Source organism: Streptomyces sp. NPDC004031 (assembly GCF_053604375.1).
On the sequence record NZ_JBSGHL010000050.1, the window covers coordinates 12339 to 29123 of the forward strand.

Consider the following 16785-nt stretch of genomic DNA (forward strand, 5'->3'; position numbering starts at 1 on the left):
CACCAGCTCGAACCTGGCGGATCTGGGCTGGTCGCGGCGCGCACCCGCACCGTGGGTTGTTGGTGCCGGGGAACTTCCGGGTGGTTTTGTGCTAAACGGCCCGGGAGGCCACAGCGAAGTGCTGCGGGTTAGCTGTGGCGATGCCGCGGGGGTATAGCCGGGTGCCTCCTCCGTCGATCGATCGATTGGTGAACACGGGAACCTTCCCGGTCTTGCCCCTCGGTCGCGCTGCCAGCGCGGCCGGGACGGGCTGGGCACATCGTCTGCCGAACAGGCTGGGCAAGGGGCGGAGCCGCCGTAGTAGTCCGAGGCCGGGAGAGCCGGCCACATGGCGAAGGGCGGCAGCGAGATTGCAAGGGAGGTACTGCAATGTCCGAAGACACCTGGGTGGATGCCCCGGTCACGTGGCCGGTGGCGGAGTACGCCGAGCTACGGGTACGGAAGATGCAGATCAAGCTGCACCGTTGGGCGGTAGCCGATCATGGCTTCCGGTTCGACGATGTGTTCAACTTCGTGTGTGACCCGGCCACCCTGGTAGTGGCGTTCGAGCGGGTCGCAGGCAACACCGGAGCCCGAACTGCGGGCGTGGACGGCCTTCGCGCCGACCACGTGCAGGCATTTGGGGCGGAAGCGTACTTGGAACAGATCCGCTCGCAGTTGAGGGCAGGGGTCTTTCGGCCAATGCCGGTGCGCGAACGGATGATCCCCAAGGCGGGCGGGCACTGCGGCGCCTGGGGATCCCGACCATCGCGGATCGGGTGGTTCAGGCTGCGCTGAAGCTGGTTATGGAGCCCATCTTCGAGGCGGACTTTCGTCCGTGCTCGTACGGGTTCCGGCCCAACCGGCGTGCGCACGACGCGATTGCCGAGATCCATCTGTTCGGCACTCAGGGTTACCGATGGGTGCTGGACGCTGACATCGAGGCGTGCTTCGACCGTATCGACCACGCGGCCCTGATGGGCCGAGTCCGGATGCGGCTGAAGGACAAGCGGGTGCTTGCGCTGGTGAAGGCGTTCCTCAAGGCCGGGATCATGACCGAGCTCGGCGAACGGAACGAAACCACCTCCGGGACGCCCCAGGGAGGGATCCTCTCACCCCTGCTGGCCAACATCGCGCTGTCCGCACTCGACGACTTTGCCGCCGAACAGTGGACGAACACGATGGCAACGCGGCGGGATCGCGAGCGTCGACGGAAACACGGCCTGGGCACCTGGCGACTCGTCCGCTACGCGGACGACTTCGCCATCATGGTGCACGGGACCAGAGAACACGTCGAAGAGCTTCGCGAGCAAGTGAGCGAGGCCTTGGCGACGATGGGCTTGGTCCTGTCGCCGTCGAAGACCCGGATCGTCCACCTGGCCGACGGGTTCGACTTCCTCGGGTTCCGCATCGTGTGGAACCGCAAGCGGGGAACGGACAAGTGGTACGTCTACACGTTCATCGCCGACAAGCCGGTCGAGGCGTTGAAACGGAAGATCAAGTCACTGACCCTCAGGTTGTCGCATCTCGATTACAGGGTCGCGCTGATCAGGATCAACCAAATTCAGCGCGGCTGGGCCAACTACTTCAAGCACGCGGTCGCCAAGCACACCCTGTCGCGCCTTGCCACCTTCGTATGGTGGAGGGTCGTGCACTGGGTGATGCACCGCAACCGCATGACGTGGAAGGCCATCCCGCGATGGCTCCACACTCCGCAAGGATGGGGAGCGATCCGTATGGAAGGGATCGAACTGTTCAGCCTCGCCACGGTGCCGGTCACCCGCTACCGCTACCGAGGCAACAGCATCCCAACCCCCTGGCCGGATCTCTGACCGAGCCGATCCCAACGGCATGATCTCGTGGAGAGCCCGGTGCGGTGAAAGTCGCACGCCGGGTTCGGCGGGCGGGTCCGGGAAACGGTCCTGGAGCAATCCAGGAACCGCGCCCGGACCCGACCCGACAACCTCAGCGAGGCCACCGAGCGGAGCGTCGCCCAGCACCGTCGCTGCCTCCGCGCTCTGGTCCCCACGGTCCCCGAACCCGAACCCGAGGCTGTTCCGGCCGCGGACTCGTCCGGTTCTCCTTGGCCGCGTGGGCACCGATTCGCCGACCGGACCCGGGCCCGGCATGCCGCCGTCCACGCACTGCTGACGGCGGGGCACAGCCGGCGCTCGGTCCAGCGGCAGCTCGGGATGGCCTACCGCACCGTCAAGCAGTTCGCCGACGCTGCAACGCCGGAAGAGCTGTTCACCGGTCAGTGGCAGAACCGGCCCTCCGTCCTCGACGACTACAAGCAGTACCTGGACGACCGCTGGAGCGAGGGCTGCACCAACGCCTGGAAGCTGTGGGAGGAGGTCGTGCCACTCGGCTACAAGGGCAGCTACCAGCGCGTTCGCGCCTACCTGCGCGACAAGCGCATCTCACCGCAGCCGGTGACCGCCCGGCCGCCCTCGCCCCGGACCGTCGCCGGATGGATCCTCCGCTGTCCGGACACCCTCACCGAGATCGAGCAACTCCAGCTCAAGGCTGTCCGGACGCACTGCTCCGAACTCGACGCCCTCACCGGGCACGTCCGCTCCTTTGCGACCATGCTCACCGAGCGCCAGGGCGAGCGCCTGCCCGACTGGCTCGACGCCGTCCGGCAGGACGACCTGCCCAGCCTCCACACCCTCGCCGCGGGCATCGACCGCGACCGCGACGCCGTCATCGCCGGCCTCACTCTGCCGTGGAGTTCTGGCGTCGTCGAAGGGCACGTCAACCGGATCAAGATACTCAAGCGCCAAATGTTCGGCCGGGCCGGCTTCCAGCTGCTGAGGAAGCGAGTCCTGCTCGCAGGATGAGCTCTGGTGCCGTGCGATAGATTGCGTGCGACACGAGAGAAGAGCTCGCATGGACTCCCGCATCCCGCGGTTGCGACGCAAGCTGGCATGCATCCCCTACGCGCCCAACCGAAGCCACTCCTTTGGGGAGGAGCGGCACGAATTTCGTCTCGGCCCCCGCCTCACCAAAGGTCAGGCAGATGCCTTTCAGGCCGAGCATGACGTGGAACTCCCGCAGCCCTACCGAGACTTCCTCACCAAGATGGGCGGCAGTGGTGCGTCTCCGTACTACGGACTGATCCCGTTGGAGGATTGCACGCTCTTCACGATGAACTCCAGAGACGCCAGCACGGGCTCAAGAGGATTCAGCCGGGCCTTCCGCCCCACCCTCCGTGGTGACCTGTTCCTGCACGTCATCGAACGCGGCTGCAGCGATCTCGTCCTCATTGGCATAACCGGCCCTCTCACCGGGCGCATGCTCATCGGCAACGCGGACGGCTTCTGGGGCCCGAACGTCTCCTCTGCCCCGGACTTTCTCGCCTGGTATGAACGATGGCTCGACCACATGGCCGCCGGACAGGACAACCGGACTCTGGAGCTCACCTCACCCCAGCTCCGAGCGCATCTAATTCGGCAGCGGCTCGCTCACTCGCCGTGACCACTCCACAGAACCTGAGCCAGAGCCACTTCACGTGAACGAAGCCAGTCCTCGTACTCGGCCCGGGACTCGATACGCGCCCGAAGGCACAACTCGATCACCCGGTCCACGCGGCGCACCACGCACATCGCCAGGGCAAGGAGCGGGATCAACGTCCCGCCCTCCCCCAGCAGTTCAGGCCAAGCCACAGGCCCAGCTCCTTCTGACGATCCATCCGTTGGGGTGGAGCACACCACGGCCTCCGACTCCTACACACAGCGGGACCTCCAGATCCGGATACCGCCGACCAAGATTTTTTCGGCCTGCGCCGGCTTGATGCTGCAAGGTCGCAAAAGCGCGAGGTCAGGGGCGCGGAAGGACTATCGCGTCCCGAGGTCACGCGGCCCAGGCGCAGGTCCGTTGCCCTCTGTGTGTGGACGCCCGCCAGCGGGGCCCCGGGACGGAGGACTGAACCGCTGCGCGGAGGGTCGGCGTTCGCGAAGAATGTGGTGGATGACTGAGGAGTACTTCCGCTCGGATGATTTCGAGATCGTCTGGCCGCGATGGCTGGTGAAGGCGGAACTGGATCGGCTGGTGGAACTGCCGGGCCGCCGGCAGCCCGGTTCGGACGCCGGGTACAGCGCCCGCTGGGACGGCCAGGTCGAGCAGTTCTTCCGCGAGGCGTTCGCCCACCACGAGGCGGTCGAGGAGTGGAGATCACGTACAGGCGCCCTCGGGCGCGGTTGCTCCAGTACACAGCCGTCAGCTGGCCGGCGGCGGCGCGGACGTCCTCGTCCTCGATGTCGCCGGAGTCCGTCAATGGCCACGTCCACGGGGCGCGACCAGCGATGTCCATCACGTCGCGCAGCATCTCCACCGCGAGCGCGGGTAGTTCCGCGGCGGTCTTGGCGGCGTCCGGGGAGAGCCGGACCGGCCACGGCATGGCGGTCACCGGACGCCCGTGGGCCGAGGACGCCCTCCAGAGCGACGCCGTCGCCGTCGCCGTAGCCCGACGCGACGAACGCGTCGACCGCTGGGGCCGCCGCCAGGCGAGCCTGCCAGGTGCGGACCACGTCGTGAGTACCGGGAGTCCTCGAACGCCGGCACCCACCGGTCCGCACGGCCGTCGGCCCGCAGGGCCTCCAGCAGCTGCGCGGCCGCAGCCGGAGGCAGGGCGCGGTCGAGCGGTGCGCTCGTCAAGACCTCCGCAGGGGAGGCGTTGCGGGCCTGCCACGGTAGCGCCGCAGCAGGTCCGCAACGGGCCCCTTGGTTGGGGTGGTTCAGGCCCGATCATCCGTCAGTAGAACCGGAGCGTTCGCAGGCGCCGTGCCGGCTGCGCGGCGACGCGATTATCTGGCCTCTCTTAGCTGCTCAGCCGATCAGAGGTCGTTGAGGTAGACGTGGTCGGTCTCGTCGGCGTAGTCCGGGCCACGCCAGATGTCGACGTAGATATTCGTGTTCTCCGGCAGGTCATAACCTGTCATCGTGGCGTTGACCTCAATGCAATGGCCCTTGCCGCCGTAGGCGGCCAGGTAGTACCAGCCCCCGTCCCAGAAGACATATGCCCGAGGGGTGGCTCCGTCGGCGGCGGTGTCGCAGAGGCGGACGGTGTCACCGTGCTCATGGATGTAGATCGTGCCGCCGTGACCGGAGTCCGCGGTTGTCCAGATGTGGTCCCAGCTGTCGGCGCTGGGCTGCGCCGAGGCGGCAGACGCCGACGTGGCGCTGGCGAGCGTCCCTCCGGCGAGCAGCACCGTGCCGACTAGAGCTGCGAGCTTTTTTCGCATACTTGATCCTCCCCCTTGCTCAGCCGGAACGTCCGGCGAGCCACCGCCCGCTCCCACGCGGGCGGGCACAACAGGCAACCAGGACGTTTCCTGTCCCCGGTCCAGTAGCGCGGAACTCCCCCTCCACGCCGCTGTGGCTGCCTGCGGCAACAACCACTATGGGATGCGGCCCGCAGGGCCACAGCCCTCAAACCGGTCAGGGCCACCACCACCCCGGGCGTACGCGTCCAGCGAACCGCACAACCGGCCCGACATCGCACTTCACCTCCCGCCCACGCCTATCGCGGCCCCGCACCCCGCCCCGCGCCGCTACGGCGCGCTCTGCCCCTGACCGGGCCCGTGACCAGGGCAGGACACACAGGCCGGCCAGCAGGCTCGCCATATCCGGAATGGCCTAAATGCCCCACTTGGCGCAATTGCGCCACTCTCCCTCCACTCCCACCGCACCATCCCCCACCGTGCTGATCGCCGCGGCCGGCAGTCGACAGCCGGCACTGAACCGGGGTGCTCGCATGGGGTGTAGTCGGCCGCGTGCAGTCGGGTGCCAGCCGAGGCCCGGTCCTCGTTGCGGATCATGCCGGTGAGAGCGCTGCGGCACTGTGAGGGACGTTAGGTGCGGCTCTGGCTCTTGATCATTCGGCCGGGGCCGGTTCGGGCCTGTCAGTTCGTCTTCGAGCTCGGTGATCCGTTGCCGCAGTGACGCGTCCGCCAGCGGGTGTGGGCGACCATCTCGGCGAGCAGCTACCGCCCCGGGACAGTCTCCTCCACCATGGGCAGGCTGGCCGGACCGGGCGAGGCCCCGGTGCAGCGCTCGCACTCGGGCTGGCCGGGGCAGGACACGATCTGCTCGCCCTGGTCCCGCCCGGCCGCGGGGGTTGGGCACCCCCCGCTTTCCTCGGCGGCGGCCCGTCCGGCAGCCGGAGGCCCTGCAGTCGTTCGTCCGCGTCGTCGCCGACGACGGCGCGGACGCGTTCCTTCACCCCTCCGGGGAGCGGGACCTGCCGGTCCGTCACGCCCACCACGACCTGATCACCGGCCAGGTGAGCCTCGGGACGGTGCCGGATGTGTAGAAGAACGCCCACGGCCACCGCACCAGCGGGCTCGGGGGCGGCCGGACGTGCCGGGCACCGGGCTGCGCGCTCGGCGCGTCCGGCTCCGGGAAGACGACGCGGGTGCTGCGACCGGTCGCCGAGGCCCTGTGCCTGCAGGCCCTGGCTGGACAGGCCGCCGTCGTCGTGGTCGGCCCCGCGGGCGCCGACCTCGGCCCGGACGGGCAGTACGACGTCGCGATCCGACTGGGCGCCGGCCCCGCGATGACGATCACTCCACGCTGACCGACGTCGCCCGATCAAGCTCGCTCGACGGCAGCTCGCTTCGGCTGACGGTCCCGCCCTGACCGCTGTGGCCCGGCCCCGGCCGGGCCACACGACTCCGCACCCCAGCACTACCGCTGGAGGTCCGGACAGCGCTACCGATCCTGCTGTGCGCCTACAGCGCGGTGGGGAACGGCCCCGGCTCGTTCAAGTCCTACGGTGCGCGCGCGGTCGTCACCGACGGGCGCGGTTCCACCGTGACCGTACCGCTGTTCAGCAACCGCCACCTCTCCTACTGGGTCGCCGTCGCCCTGATCGACTTCACCGTCCCCGGCGGTGCCACGATCCGCCACGTCGAGAGGTACAGCGCCAACCACGTCGAGGGCCGCCCCACCCTGTATAGCGACGGGACCTTCCGCATGGGCAACGGGAAGGTCGAGTTCAAGTCCCGGTAGCCGCCGCGCCGGCGTGTGTCCACGGGCCAGGTCAGTCGTCGGCGGCGACCAGGAGGGTGATGCGGGCGGCCGATGAGGACGAATTCGTGGACTTCGCCGTGGACGCCGCCCCAGTCGTGGAAGTGCTCGCTGCCGAGGCCGCGCAGGTGGTGGACGGAGCCGGCCGCGGTGAGCGGGGCGAAGACGTCGCGGTGCAGGTGGGCGGTGAGTTCGGCGGGCATCCCGGGCCGAGCCAGATGCTCAGGATCTGTGCGCCGCGCTCCCCGGTGAGGGGTTCGTAGGCGTCGGGGGTGACCGAGGTGAGCCGGCAGGTGCCGTGGCGGGTGCCTTCGGGCGACGCCGCCGCCCGCGTAGTCGTCGCAGAACCGCTCGTGGGCGAGGACGGCGGCAAGCAGGCCCCGGTCCGACGCGGGACCGGCGGGCAGGCGGAGGTACTTGGCGTCGATCCGGCGGAATCCGTGGCCCATCGGGGCCGGGAAGGCGTAGTGGCGGAAACTGAGGAACGTGCCGCCTTCGTGGGTGAGGTCTGTGCCCATGGCGGGAGAGCGAAGCCGCCGGAGCCGGACGCGCGCACGGGACCTTCGACTACGCGGGCTGCGTCCGCACCGCCGGCAGGGTGCCCTGCGAGACCTGCCAGCCCGCGGGGACCGCGGCCCGCGCGGCGGTCAGGAAGGCGGCCGCCCGCTCCGCCTTGCCCGCGCCCTCGAAGAAGAAGCTCGTGAAGTCCGGCTCCCGCAGGACCGTTTTCGCACCGCCGTGCGCCGCGGCGAGCTCCGGCAGCGTACGGTCCAGCAGCGGCCGCAGCTCCGCCGGTACGTCCGCCCCGTGGCGTACCGCGACCGCCCGCGCCCCGCGTACGTCCATGGCGACGGCGGCGGTCAGCGCCCGCGCGCTGAACAGCGGGGTGCGGAACTCCCACGGACGCGGCTCGGGAGAGGGGAAGCCGTGCACCGCCAGCTCCTGGAGGACCACCCGGCGCCGGTGGTCGCTCCTGCGCTCGCCGCCGCCGTCGAGGGACGGCAGCGCCATGAGCACCGGGCCGCGGGCGAGGTCCTGCCGCTGCACCTGCGTCAGGAACCGCCCCAGCGGCGGCTCCTGCCCGCGCAACACCAGCCGCAGCTGGTAGACGGGGCCGGAGTTCGGCATGCCGGAGCCGCGCTCGGTGTAGACCAGACCGGCGACCTGGGACCACGCCACCCGCCTGTGCCGCGGCCCCCGCACCACGGTGATCCCCTCGTCGTCGAACCGCAGCCGCACCAGGAAGCGCATCTGGAGCCAGTGGAAGACCACCACCACCGCGATGACGCCGAACGCGCCGAGCCCCCGCGGCTGCGCGCGTATACCGAGGACCACCGCCCCGTACAGGACGACGAAGAAGACCAGGTCCACTCCGAGCGCGCGGGAGTGCTCCTCGATCAGCGGGCCGAGCCGCACGGTTGTGGCCATACGCCCCACGCTACGGACGTCCCCGCGCCGCGGTACCGGCTGTGACGGAGCGGTGCCGCGGTCGTGACAAACCCGCGGTGCACGCGTCAGCCCAGCAGGGCCAGCAGGGTCTCGGCGCCGAAGCGGGCCGCGTCGGGGTCCACGCGGCCGTGCGCGGGGACGGCGGCGGCGGACGGCACGACGCGCACGGCCTTCGCCATCACGGCGACGGCGCCCGGGGCATCGGGCGCCGCGTCTTCGGTGAACCCGGTCTCCCGGCGCAGCGCGGCGTCACCTTCCGCGGGCCGGGTGCCGGTGCCCCGGGCGTGGCGGGCCGGGCGCCGGGGGCGCCGGGGCGCTGTGCTGCTGGTGCACGGCGTAGAGGGCGACGCAACGCCACGCGGGCTCGTCCATCGCCGCCGCGAGCCGCGGACGCGCAGGACAGCGGGTGCGCGTCTGCGGCCTGAGGGTTGAGGAACATCCATGCCAGATCGTGCGCTGAGACGTTGTCTCAGTACGGTTGGCGATGTGTCATGTGACGTCGAAAGGTTCGGTTCCGGCATAGTCGTACGACCATCCCGCGGTCGTGTCGGGTGCAGGCATGAGGTCGTAGACGTGCCACACGTCAATCGGTGGGTGCTTGCGCGAGCCGCGGGCACGTTGCTGCTGCGGCGGCTGATTGCGTTGGTCCAGTTCCACGATGCGGGTGCGGCCGTGGAACGGACCTCCGCGCACCTTGATGCCCACCGTGTTGTTTACGATCTCTCCGCGCACCCACTGGGCGATCAGTCCCAGGTGCCTGCTGTCTCCACCGCTCATACCGACAGCGAACCACTGCCGGCGGCCTTCGGGGAGCCGGCTGCATCGGCGCAGAGCCAACAGTGTCAGCTGAGCCTGCGATAGCAGATGAGGGCACTGGCGATGCCGGCGAAGGCGAGGAAGTGCTCGGCCTTGCGCTCGTAGCGGCGGTGCAAGCGACGGCAGCCGTTCAGCCAGGACATCGTCCGCTCGACCGCTCAGCGGTGCCGGCCCAGGCGGCCGGAGGACTCGACTCCGCGCCGGGCGATGCGCGGCACTATCTTCCGGCGGCGCAGCCATCCGCGCAGGTGGTCGAAGTCGTAGCCCTTGTCCGCGTGCAGCCGGGCCGGACGACGGCGACGGGGTCCGTAGCGGGAGCGGATCGGCGGGATGCCGCGCATCAGGAGGATCAGGGCCTGGCTGTCGTGAAGGTTGGCGCCGGAGATGCCCACCGAGATCGGCAGCCCGTTGCGGTCGCAGATGACGTGTATCTTCGATCCGAACTTGCCTCGATCGGTCGGATTCGGTCCGGTCAGCGGCCCCCTTTGACCGCGCGGACGCTGACCGAGTCAATCGCGCACCGCGACCACTCCAGATCGCCGTTTGCACCGAGCCGGTCCAGGACTACGCGGTGCAGCTTGGCCCACGCCCGGCCGCGGACCGGTGGGTGAAACGTCGATGGACCGTCTGCCACGACGCACCGACGACGGGCGGCACCCGCCGCCACGTGCAGCCCGACGTGGCGACGAACACGATCGCCGCCAGTACCGCGCGATCACCGCACCGCCGCCGCCCCCACCCTGGGCACGGAGTGGCGGATCCGGCACCACGTCCCGAAAGATCTCCCACAGCCCGTCCGGCACCAGCCGCTCAACTATGTCCATGCCAAGGCGACGAGCGACTGCCAATCCTCACCAGCGACGACGGCACTGCGCGCGCAGCTCCCACGGGCTCCTCCGGTATCGGACTCACCCGCTGCATCCAGACCCTGGCCAGCGTCCACCACGACGCCGAGGGACGGCGCTGGAAACACGGCACCGACCCTGCCCACGTCCACCTGGTCGTCCTGCGCTCCGACCTGACCGAGCAGCAGGAGCGCACCGACCGCACCGTCCGGCAGCTCCACCGACTCGGACTGCGGCTCTCGTCGACGACCGCCGGAGCCACCGCAGTTGTTGAAATTGACCAACCAGCGACCCAGGGTATCCGCGATACCTGAATGCACACACCTGCTGTGAATGCCACGTCGATTCGGCCCGGAGCGGAGCAGTGCCGACGCGGATGGTGTCGGTCACCTCGTCCAGGCCGGGCCGCGCAGCCGTCGTCGACCGCCTGGCCACGGACGCGGGCCGAAGCGCCGGCCAAAACCGGCTGAGCGCTGCAGGGCTCAGCTTGACGATCCTCAACCGCAAGGATCGTCGAGCACTGTTCCGGGGAGGCTCGACGTGAGCATCTCGTCGATGCAACTGCGCAGCCCGACGCCGCTGGGGTCGATCCAGGTGAGCCACGGCACCGGCTGGAGCAGGCCGTCGTACGGACGGGGGGCAGCGGCGGTGAGGAGAGCGCGGAGCTCGTCGGGGGCGGGGTCGGTGACCAGGCACAGCCAGGCCGGGGCGGCGCCGATGCGCACCTCGGGCGGTCGTCCGGGGTCCGGCCACAGGCTCCGAGCCCACCCGGGTAAGTTGGGCGATCGCAAGGACCAGGCTCACCCGGACCACCGCATCGTCTTCCTCCGCCGGCCTGGACCGCAGAGCAGAGGAGACGTACCGGCTCCCACGGCGGAGCCGGTACGCGCGTTCGCCTGGGGCGCGGACGGCCGGCACCACGCCATCGGGTCAGACCAGGACCGGGGGGCGGGGGTCAGCCGCGAGTTTCGCCAGCTGTGTGTGGAGGATGTTCTGCGGGATGTCGGGGGTGTCGTCGGTCTGGTCGAGGGTTTTGAAGGTGACGATGGTGGAGCCCTTGCGGACGACCACGACGGTCATGGGGATCGCGGACCCGTCGGCTCCGACGACGACCTGGCTCGCGTCGAAGGCGATGGCGTCGTCGCCGGCGCCGGGGGCGGTCCGCTGGTAGGGCGATGAATACTGCAGCTCGTCGCCGGGCCGGGCACCGGAGGGGCGGATCTCGGCGGTCGTGCACTGGGAGAGGGCGAAGCGCAGCTCGGACATCACCTGGCCGGCGACCGTATCGGTGTACGAGGTCAGCGCGACGCTCGCGTGCCTGGCCGTCGCGTCGGCGGAGGGCACGACGTCCTCGCTGACATGGGCGGTGAAGTCGTGGAGGCTTTGCAGCTCCGCGGCTGCGTAGATCGGTCGGCACGATGCGGGCGTGACGGTGTCGTACCTCGTGCGGAGGCCGTGGTCCACCGGGGCGCCCTTGCCTTCGACGGCCTTGACCGTGTAACCCGTGATGTCACCCGGGCTCAGCGCGAGCCGGTCCAGATCCGGCTGGTTCAGCGCCGGCTCAGCCGTGGCAGGGCGATCCGTCTTCTGATGAGCCGCAGCATCATGGCCGCCGCACGCGGCAGCCGGCCCAAGTGCACAGACCACCCCCGCGGCTGCGACAGCTCGCATCAACGCAGCCCGCACCCCCATCGCCCCCATCGCCCCCAGAATCGCTCACTCGAAGGGCCCCGGCCGCACGCCAGGACCAGAAAGCAGCGAGCAGCTTAACTGATCACCTGCGCGGGAAAGTCACCGATGTGGTCGCGTACGACGTCGGCGTACCGGCCGCAACGCTCGGCGGCGCAGAGGTCTGTGTCCGACAGTGAGACCACGGATGCGGCGGCACGATGCGTCGTTGCGACACCGTCGAGATGCGAGGACCGCCGTGAAAAGCATGTCACCAGCCACATCGAAGCAGGCGGATTCGGCCCGGCGCGCGAGCGCGACACCCGCCGTCGGGGGGGGTGTTCGTCATCCGGGGAGGATGCCGGTGATCGATGTGGCGGGAGCGGTGGCTTCGGCTGTGGGTACGGTCACTGTGACGGGGTGTCCGACGTCGGACAGGGTCATCGTGGCGGTCACGGTGGTGTTCTGCAGAGCTATGGTGGTTCGGGTGCGTACCACGTGGCCGGCCTGGTCGACCCAGACGTCCGCGTCCGCGAAGACCGCCCAGGAGTCCTCCTTCGCCGCGGCCAGTTGCCCGCGCGGGCCCGCCGCCATCCGCATCGTCAGGGGGCCCAGGCCGAGGCTGCCCGAGTAGTGCACGGTGGGGGTGCCGTTGATCCGTGCGGGCGCCGCCTTGGAGACGTGATCCATCTCGGCGATCTGCTGGAGAACGCACTCCGGGTCGTTGAGGGGTGCGCGCAGGAGGTAATGCGTCACCGTGTCGGCACGGACGGTCTCAACCCACTTCTGGCCCAGGTTGGACAGACCGCGCAGGTAGACCGTTTTCTGGTCGAACACCTCGTCAATGTGGTCGATGGCTCCACGGGGAAGGCGCACAGTCACGGCGCCCTTGTCCGCGGCCATGTCGAAGGCGCCCGTGACGGTCAGGGTGCCTCCGGTTCCGTTGCTGTTGACCACGACGGTGTCCGTAATCCGCGCGCTGGTGCTGCGGCTCGCGGCGACCGCGGAGCGGACGGCCTCCCGGTAGGCGGCCGACACCGGCAGGGCCGTCGCCTCGCTCGGCGGCGTGTCATGCACCGAGCTCACGCACCCCGAGCAACCCAGCAGCAGGAGCGCGGTCCACGCTGCACACGCACGTCGCTTCATGATCCCCCCCGGGAATGTCAAACTGCCTGACCGGCAGCGTTGCAGGATAACCCCCGGGCCGCGCTGCCCGTGCTCCGTCAGGAGTCGTCGGCCGGGGTGTAGTGGCTGTTCGCCAGGCACCACTCGATGTCGGCGACGGCCGACGCGTGGATCCGGGGGTCGAGGTGGCCGAGCACGCTGTTCCACCTGTAGTCGACGCGGTGTAGCAGGTTGGCCTGTGCGAGTGTGGTTCGACCGGTTCGGTGTTGGAGGCGTACGAGTGCGGCCTCGCTCATCACTGTGTCCGGCTCGCCGCGACCGGAGGAAGGGCACAGGCCGCTCTCGAGCAGGTCGAGGGCGTCCGACAGCCGGCCGCGCCCGGCCAGCCGCCCCGACAGGACGTGCAGGGCACCGTTGTCGTCCGCCGAGAGGGCCCTGCGCAGGAGGTCGTCGATGCCGTCCCGATCGCCTGCGTGGTCGGCGTGGGCCGCGGCACCGAGCCAGATGCCCTGAGTGGAGCGCATGTTGACGTCCAGGTCGAGTCCCTTGACGAATGCCTCGGCGATCGCGGCGGCTCCCGGCAGGCCGACGGAGCCGGTCAGGCCTGCGGCGATCTGGCCGCAGGTGGGGAAATCGGAGATGTCGGTTGCCGTGGACAGGCCGAGTGCCAGGTCGGTACGGCCCGCGTCGAGCAGGACGGTGAGCAGTCGGAAGGCAGGCAGAGCAGGCGCGCCAGCCGCGATGCGCCGCAGAACGGCGGTGGCCTCGCCGACACCGTCGGGGTTCAGCAGCAGCATCTGGGCGCACACCGGCCCGAACTGGCCGCGCCCGGCGAGGAAGCACTCGTACGCCTGACGCGCCGCGGCGGCGTGGTCACCGAGTTCGCTGCAGGCCAGGACGCGGTAACCGTGCAGGATCTCGTGCGAGTTCACGTAATCCGAGTCGGGGTTGGGTTGGGGCGTGTGCTCCAGCAGCGCGCGCCACTGCCGGGTTCGGCGATAGTGCTCCAGCAGCGGCACTGGCGTTCCCTGCTCGGCCACCGCTGTGAGGGCAGCGTCCTCGTCGAGGCATTCGTACAGGCCGGGATGCAACTCGTGGAACATCATCTCCAGGTAGCCGGTGAGCCGTTGAAGGGGAAGTCCCCCGGTGAACGTGTTGGTCGCGCCGGAGATTCTGCGGCCGGACGCGTACGGCAGCCCCGCGGGCGCGCGGCCGGTGATCCGCAGGATTCTCAGCCGTGTCCGGGAAGCCGCCTCGTGGCCGGCGTCGGCGGCCTCGGCGAGGAGTCGCTCGGCTTCGTCGAGACGGTTCCGCCGCCACAGCGTGGCCGCCAGGTTCCGCCACGAGGTCGCCGAGCCGGGCCACTTCGTGACCGCGTGGCGCAGCCATTCCTCGTCGTCCTGCGGCACGGCGTACGAAGTCCGGCTCACCGGTCCACCGCGGCTGGCGCCACCGTGGGCTCCCGTTCCGGCGGGTTCGGGAGCCCAGGCAGATGGCGGGACCAGTTCCCGCAGCCGCTGCCGCCACCAGCCCGCGGAGCCCGTCACCTCATTGGTGCACAGGTTCGTACCCCAGTCAAAGGTGAGTGTCTCGCCAGGATCGCTCTCGCACAGCCACCGGACCATGCGGCGTTCCTCGGCCAGCGCCCCTTCCTCACGGTCGGTCCGGGTACTGCGCACCTCCAGCATGCGCTCCAGTTCCCGCCAGCGGGCGCGGTGCGTCACGGCACTGAACAAATCGTACGGCTCGCGCCTCCTGGTCACCGCTTCGTCGTCGGCGGAGGCGGTTACGCAATCGGCCAGTTCGTCCCAGCGGCCGTGCCAGGCGAGGAAGTCTTCCCACTTGCGGTGGTAGTGGGAAGGGGCGGCCTGACGCAGCAGGGGTTCGGCGCGTTCGCTCTCGCCGCGACTCCACAGCAGGGTCCCGAGCTGTTCCGCTGCTTCCGCGGCGATCGCCTCGTCCGCAGCGGCATGCGCCGTGGACAGCAGTCTTTCCGCGATCTCTCCGTGGCACGCGTTCACGGCCCGCAGGCCCATCGCAAGGGCGGTACGGGGGTCAGCCGCCTCTGCCATGATCCCCCAGGCCGGCGCGGCGATCGGCGGCCTCAGCCTGTACTGAGCGTCGTCGACGAGGTAGTCGAAGACGGTCACCGCGCGGCCGCCCCCTGGCGTCAGCAGGCGGCAGTAGCCACGGCGCAGGCGCACGGCCCAGCGCAGTGCCTCATCGAACGCGGAGGTGTTCCCGGCTTCCCCGGCCTCCCCGGCGAGTCCGTCGGGGACATACAGGGGGTGCAGGCGGGACAGCAGGTCCAACGGCACCGGGCCGCTCCAGCCGGCGCGTACGCAGTCCACGGCGGCGTGCACCAGCGCGGCGCCGTGGTAGTGCCCGCCGGGGTCGGCGGTATGGGCGGCCAGCAGGTCCCGCAGTTCGGGCCCGGCGGCAATTGCCTCGGCCAGGCCGTAGCGGTCCGTGGTGGGCAGAGCCGTCGCGATCCTCGGGTCGCCGGCCAGCCCGTGCGCCCGCTGCAACTCCTCGGCCGTGAACGGCCGCTCCAGGTTCACGCGAGTGGCGCGTGCCAGGAACTGCCGGGTGAGCGGGCGCCGGTCGCCGTCCATATTGCCGGGCGCGCTGTCGCCGGACGGGTCGGTGAGGTCGGTCAGCTCGGTGGCGCGGATCGTGGCCAGCAGCACCGGCCGGTGAGGATGGGCCAGCAGCCGCAGCAGGTCCGCTACGTGGACGCCGCCGGGACCGAGATGGAGTTGCAGGTCGTCCAGCCACACGGCGGTACGGTGCATCTCGAAGGCGGGGTCCGACAACGGCGCCAAGGCCCCGGGCACCACGGGAACGGCCAGCCGCCAGCCCTCCAGGTGCCGCCACATGGCCTCGGCCATGGCCCGGGATTTCCCCGCCGACGACTGGCCGACCACCAGCGCCAGTCCTCCGCGGTCACGCGCCGCGACCACGGCTTCGTCCAGCAGCCGGTCCCGGTCCCGGCTCACGTACGAGGGGTACTGCGGATCCAGCGCCACGTGGTATCCGCCGCCGCGCACCGGAGGCGCCGCGTGGATGCCGAGTACGTCCCGATCCCGTACCGCACCTGCCAGGGGCAGGTCACCGTCCGGTCCCAGGACGACGCGGCCGCCCAGGATCTCGCGGCGGCGCTGCGCGGCCGCCGGAGAGCGCGGCCACTGCCCCGGGGCCGCGGAAAGCCGCGCGGCCGCGACCCGGTCGGCTTCGCGCTGCCGTGCGCGGCGCAGCCGGTCGGCCGCGTGCGCCTTGAACCGCAGCGACTCCCACTCCTGGTCGTCCTCCACACCGCAGGCGGCGAGCAGCCTGCCCAGTGTCCGCTTCGTCGGCGCCCGGCGAGCGCACAGCGCCTCGCCCACCACCGTCTCGCCCAGGTCCGCGGCTTCAGCGAGGCGGGAAAACGATTCCAGTCCCGCCGCCCGCATTGCGGAGCGCAGCCGTTCCGCCAGCCGGCGCATCTCCAAGGGCGCGTCCGGGTCGACCCGCTCCGCCGTACGCCCCAACCCAGCAGCCCCCGTTCCCCGCGCGGACAACCGCATTCCCCGCGACCGTCCCCAGCCATTGTCCGCGGATTCCCCGCATCCCGGCAACCGGCCCGGACCGGGGAAGCGCCCCCGTTCCAGGCTCGGTTCAGCGGTCCCAGCCGGGACGCACCCGACCCGGGGAGGAACCATGCACACCCTGCACCACATCCACGACGTGTTCACCGCGCTGCAGCCCGTGCTGGCCGCGGTCCAAACAGGCGTCGGCCTCGCCGGCCTGATCGCGCGGGTGCGCCCGAAGCGCACGGCGCCCAACCGCGACGACCGGTGACCCCAGCCCGGGTGCGACATTCCGCAGCACCCGG

The 16785-nt window shown here is 70.4% G+C and carries 16 protein-coding genes and 1 pseudogene; 8 read left to right on the plus strand and 9 right to left on the minus strand.

What is annotated here, in order from left to right; genetic code table 11:
• The first annotated feature begins 369 nt into the window (after positions 1-369).
• The 4 genes from ACWERV_RS27200 to ACWERV_RS27215 all read left to right on the plus strand — a co-directional run bounded on the left by ACWERV_RS27200 (position 370) and on the right by ACWERV_RS27215 (position 3456).
• Positions 370-777 carry a hypothetical protein gene (locus ACWERV_RS27200; RefSeq protein WP_452937794.1) on the plus strand — a complete coding sequence of 136 codons (408 nt, stop codon included), beginning with the start codon at positions 370-372 and terminating at the stop codon, positions 775-777.
• Positions 759-1811: a reverse transcriptase domain-containing protein gene (locus ACWERV_RS27205; protein WP_452937797.1), complete on the plus strand. Its 1053-nt coding sequence runs from the start codon at positions 759-761 to the stop codon at positions 1809-1811. The genes ACWERV_RS27200 and ACWERV_RS27205 overlap by 19 nt, the downstream gene beginning before the upstream one ends.
• 360 nt (positions 1812-2171) lie before the next feature.
• On the plus strand, positions 2172-2819 hold the full coding sequence (locus ACWERV_RS27210) for a transposase (protein ID WP_452937800.1): 648 nt from the start codon (positions 2172-2174) through the stop codon (positions 2817-2819).
• Positions 2820-2868: 49 nt separating this feature from the next.
• Positions 2869-3456: an SMI1/KNR4 family protein gene (locus tag ACWERV_RS27215; RefSeq protein ID WP_452937803.1), complete on the plus strand. Its 588-nt coding sequence runs from the start codon at positions 2869-2871 to the stop codon at positions 3454-3456.
• Here the strand turns inward: ACWERV_RS27215 and ACWERV_RS27220 are convergent.
• A complete protein-coding gene (locus tag ACWERV_RS27220; RefSeq protein ID WP_452937806.1) occupies positions 3444-3644 on the minus strand; it encodes a hypothetical protein in 201 nt (66 codons plus the stop codon). The two genes, ACWERV_RS27215 and ACWERV_RS27220, sit on opposite strands and share 13 nt — an antisense overlap.
• 1170 nt (positions 3645-4814) lie before the next feature.
• Positions 4815-5222: a hypothetical protein gene (locus tag ACWERV_RS27225; protein ID WP_452937809.1), complete on the minus strand. Its 408-nt coding sequence runs from the start codon at positions 5220-5222 to the stop codon at positions 4815-4817.
• A gap of 1172 nt (positions 5223-6394) precedes the next feature.
• Between ACWERV_RS27225 and ACWERV_RS27230 the strand changes: the two genes are divergently transcribed.
• From ACWERV_RS27230 to ACWERV_RS27240, 3 genes are all read left to right on the plus strand, one after another.
• Positions 6395-6556 carry a hypothetical protein gene (locus tag ACWERV_RS27230; protein ID WP_452937812.1) on the plus strand — a complete coding sequence of 54 codons (162 nt, stop codon included), beginning with the start codon at positions 6395-6397 and terminating at the stop codon, positions 6554-6556.
• Between the two features lie 164 nt (positions 6557-6720).
• Positions 6721-6990: a hypothetical protein gene (locus tag ACWERV_RS27235; protein ID WP_452937816.1), complete on the plus strand. Its 270-nt coding sequence runs from the start codon at positions 6721-6723 to the stop codon at positions 6988-6990.
• Positions 6991-7049: 59 nt separating this feature from the next.
• The gene (locus ACWERV_RS27240) at positions 7050-7271 is read left to right on the plus strand and encodes a hypothetical protein (RefSeq protein ID WP_452937819.1); all 222 of its coding nucleotides are present in this window, start codon (positions 7050-7052) and stop codon (positions 7269-7271) included.
• Positions 7272-7575: 304 nt separating this feature from the next.
• Here ACWERV_RS27240 and ACWERV_RS27245 read toward each other — a convergent pair whose 3' ends face one another.
• The 7 genes and pseudogenes from ACWERV_RS27245 to ACWERV_RS27275 all read right to left on the minus strand — a co-directional run bounded on the left by ACWERV_RS27245 (position 7576) and on the right by ACWERV_RS27275 (position 16441).
• Complete coding sequence (locus ACWERV_RS27245; protein WP_452937822.1) at positions 7576-8436, minus strand: PH domain-containing protein; 861 nt, start codon at positions 8434-8436, stop codon at positions 7576-7578.
• Positions 8437-8946: 510 nt separating this feature from the next.
• Positions 8947-9234: a hypothetical protein gene (locus ACWERV_RS27250; RefSeq protein WP_452937824.1), complete on the minus strand. Its 288-nt coding sequence runs from the start codon at positions 9232-9234 to the stop codon at positions 8947-8949.
• Between the two features lie 65 nt (positions 9235-9299).
• A pseudogene (locus ACWERV_RS27255) lies at positions 9300-10097 on the minus strand (IS5 family transposase).
• A gap of 518 nt (positions 10098-10615) precedes the next feature.
• On the minus strand, positions 10616-10843 hold the full coding sequence (locus ACWERV_RS27260; RefSeq protein WP_452937827.1) for a hypothetical protein: 228 nt from the start codon (positions 10841-10843) through the stop codon (positions 10616-10618).
• Positions 10844-11048: 205 nt separating this feature from the next.
• Positions 11049-11582, minus strand: coding sequence for a hypothetical protein (locus ACWERV_RS27265; RefSeq protein ID WP_452937830.1), 534 nt, complete (start codon positions 11580-11582; stop codon positions 11049-11051).
• A gap of 549 nt (positions 11583-12131) precedes the next feature.
• The gene (locus tag ACWERV_RS27270) at positions 12132-12872 is read right to left on the minus strand and encodes a hypothetical protein (protein WP_452937833.1); all 741 of its coding nucleotides are present in this window, start codon (positions 12870-12872) and stop codon (positions 12132-12134) included.
• Positions 12873-13009: 137 nt separating this feature from the next.
• Entirely contained in the window at positions 13010-16441 is a 3432-nt protein-coding gene (locus ACWERV_RS27275) for a tetratricopeptide repeat protein (protein WP_452937835.1), read from the minus strand.
• 169 nt (positions 16442-16610) lie between these two features.
• Between ACWERV_RS27275 and ACWERV_RS27280 the strand changes: the two genes are divergently transcribed.
• Positions 16611-16751, plus strand: coding sequence for a hypothetical protein (locus tag ACWERV_RS27280; RefSeq protein WP_452937838.1), 141 nt, complete (start codon positions 16611-16613; stop codon positions 16749-16751).
• Positions 16752-16785: the final 34 nt, after the last annotated feature.

Excerpts from the sequence above, each read along its gene's own strand:
- ACWERV_RS27200 (WP_452937794.1), top strand. The coding sequence starts at position 370 with ATGTCCGAAGACACCTGGGTGGATGCCCCGGTCACGTGGCCGGTGGCG.
- ACWERV_RS27210 (WP_452937800.1), top strand. The coding sequence starts at position 2,172 with ATGGCCTACCGCACCGTCAAGCAGTTCGCCGACGCTGCAACGCCGGAA.
- ACWERV_RS27215 (WP_452937803.1), top strand. The coding sequence starts at position 2,869 with ATGGACTCCCGCATCCCGCGGTTGCGACGCAAGCTGGCATGCATCCCC.
- ACWERV_RS27225 (WP_452937809.1), bottom strand. The coding sequence starts at position 5,222 with ATGCGAAAAAAGCTCGCAGCTCTAGTCGGCACGGTGCTGCTCGCCGGA.
- ACWERV_RS27240 (WP_452937819.1), top strand. The coding sequence starts at position 7,050 with ATGCGGGCGGCCGATGAGGACGAATTCGTGGACTTCGCCGTGGACGCC.
- ACWERV_RS27245 (WP_452937822.1), bottom strand. The coding sequence starts at position 8,436 with ATGGCCACAACCGTGCGGCTCGGCCCGCTGATCGAGGAGCACTCCCGC.
- ACWERV_RS27250 (WP_452937824.1), bottom strand. The coding sequence starts at position 9,234 with ATGAGCGGTGGAGACAGCAGGCACCTGGGACTGATCGCCCAGTGGGTG.
- ACWERV_RS27280 (WP_452937838.1), top strand. The coding sequence starts at position 16,611 with ATGCACACCCTGCACCACATCCACGACGTGTTCACCGCGCTGCAGCCC.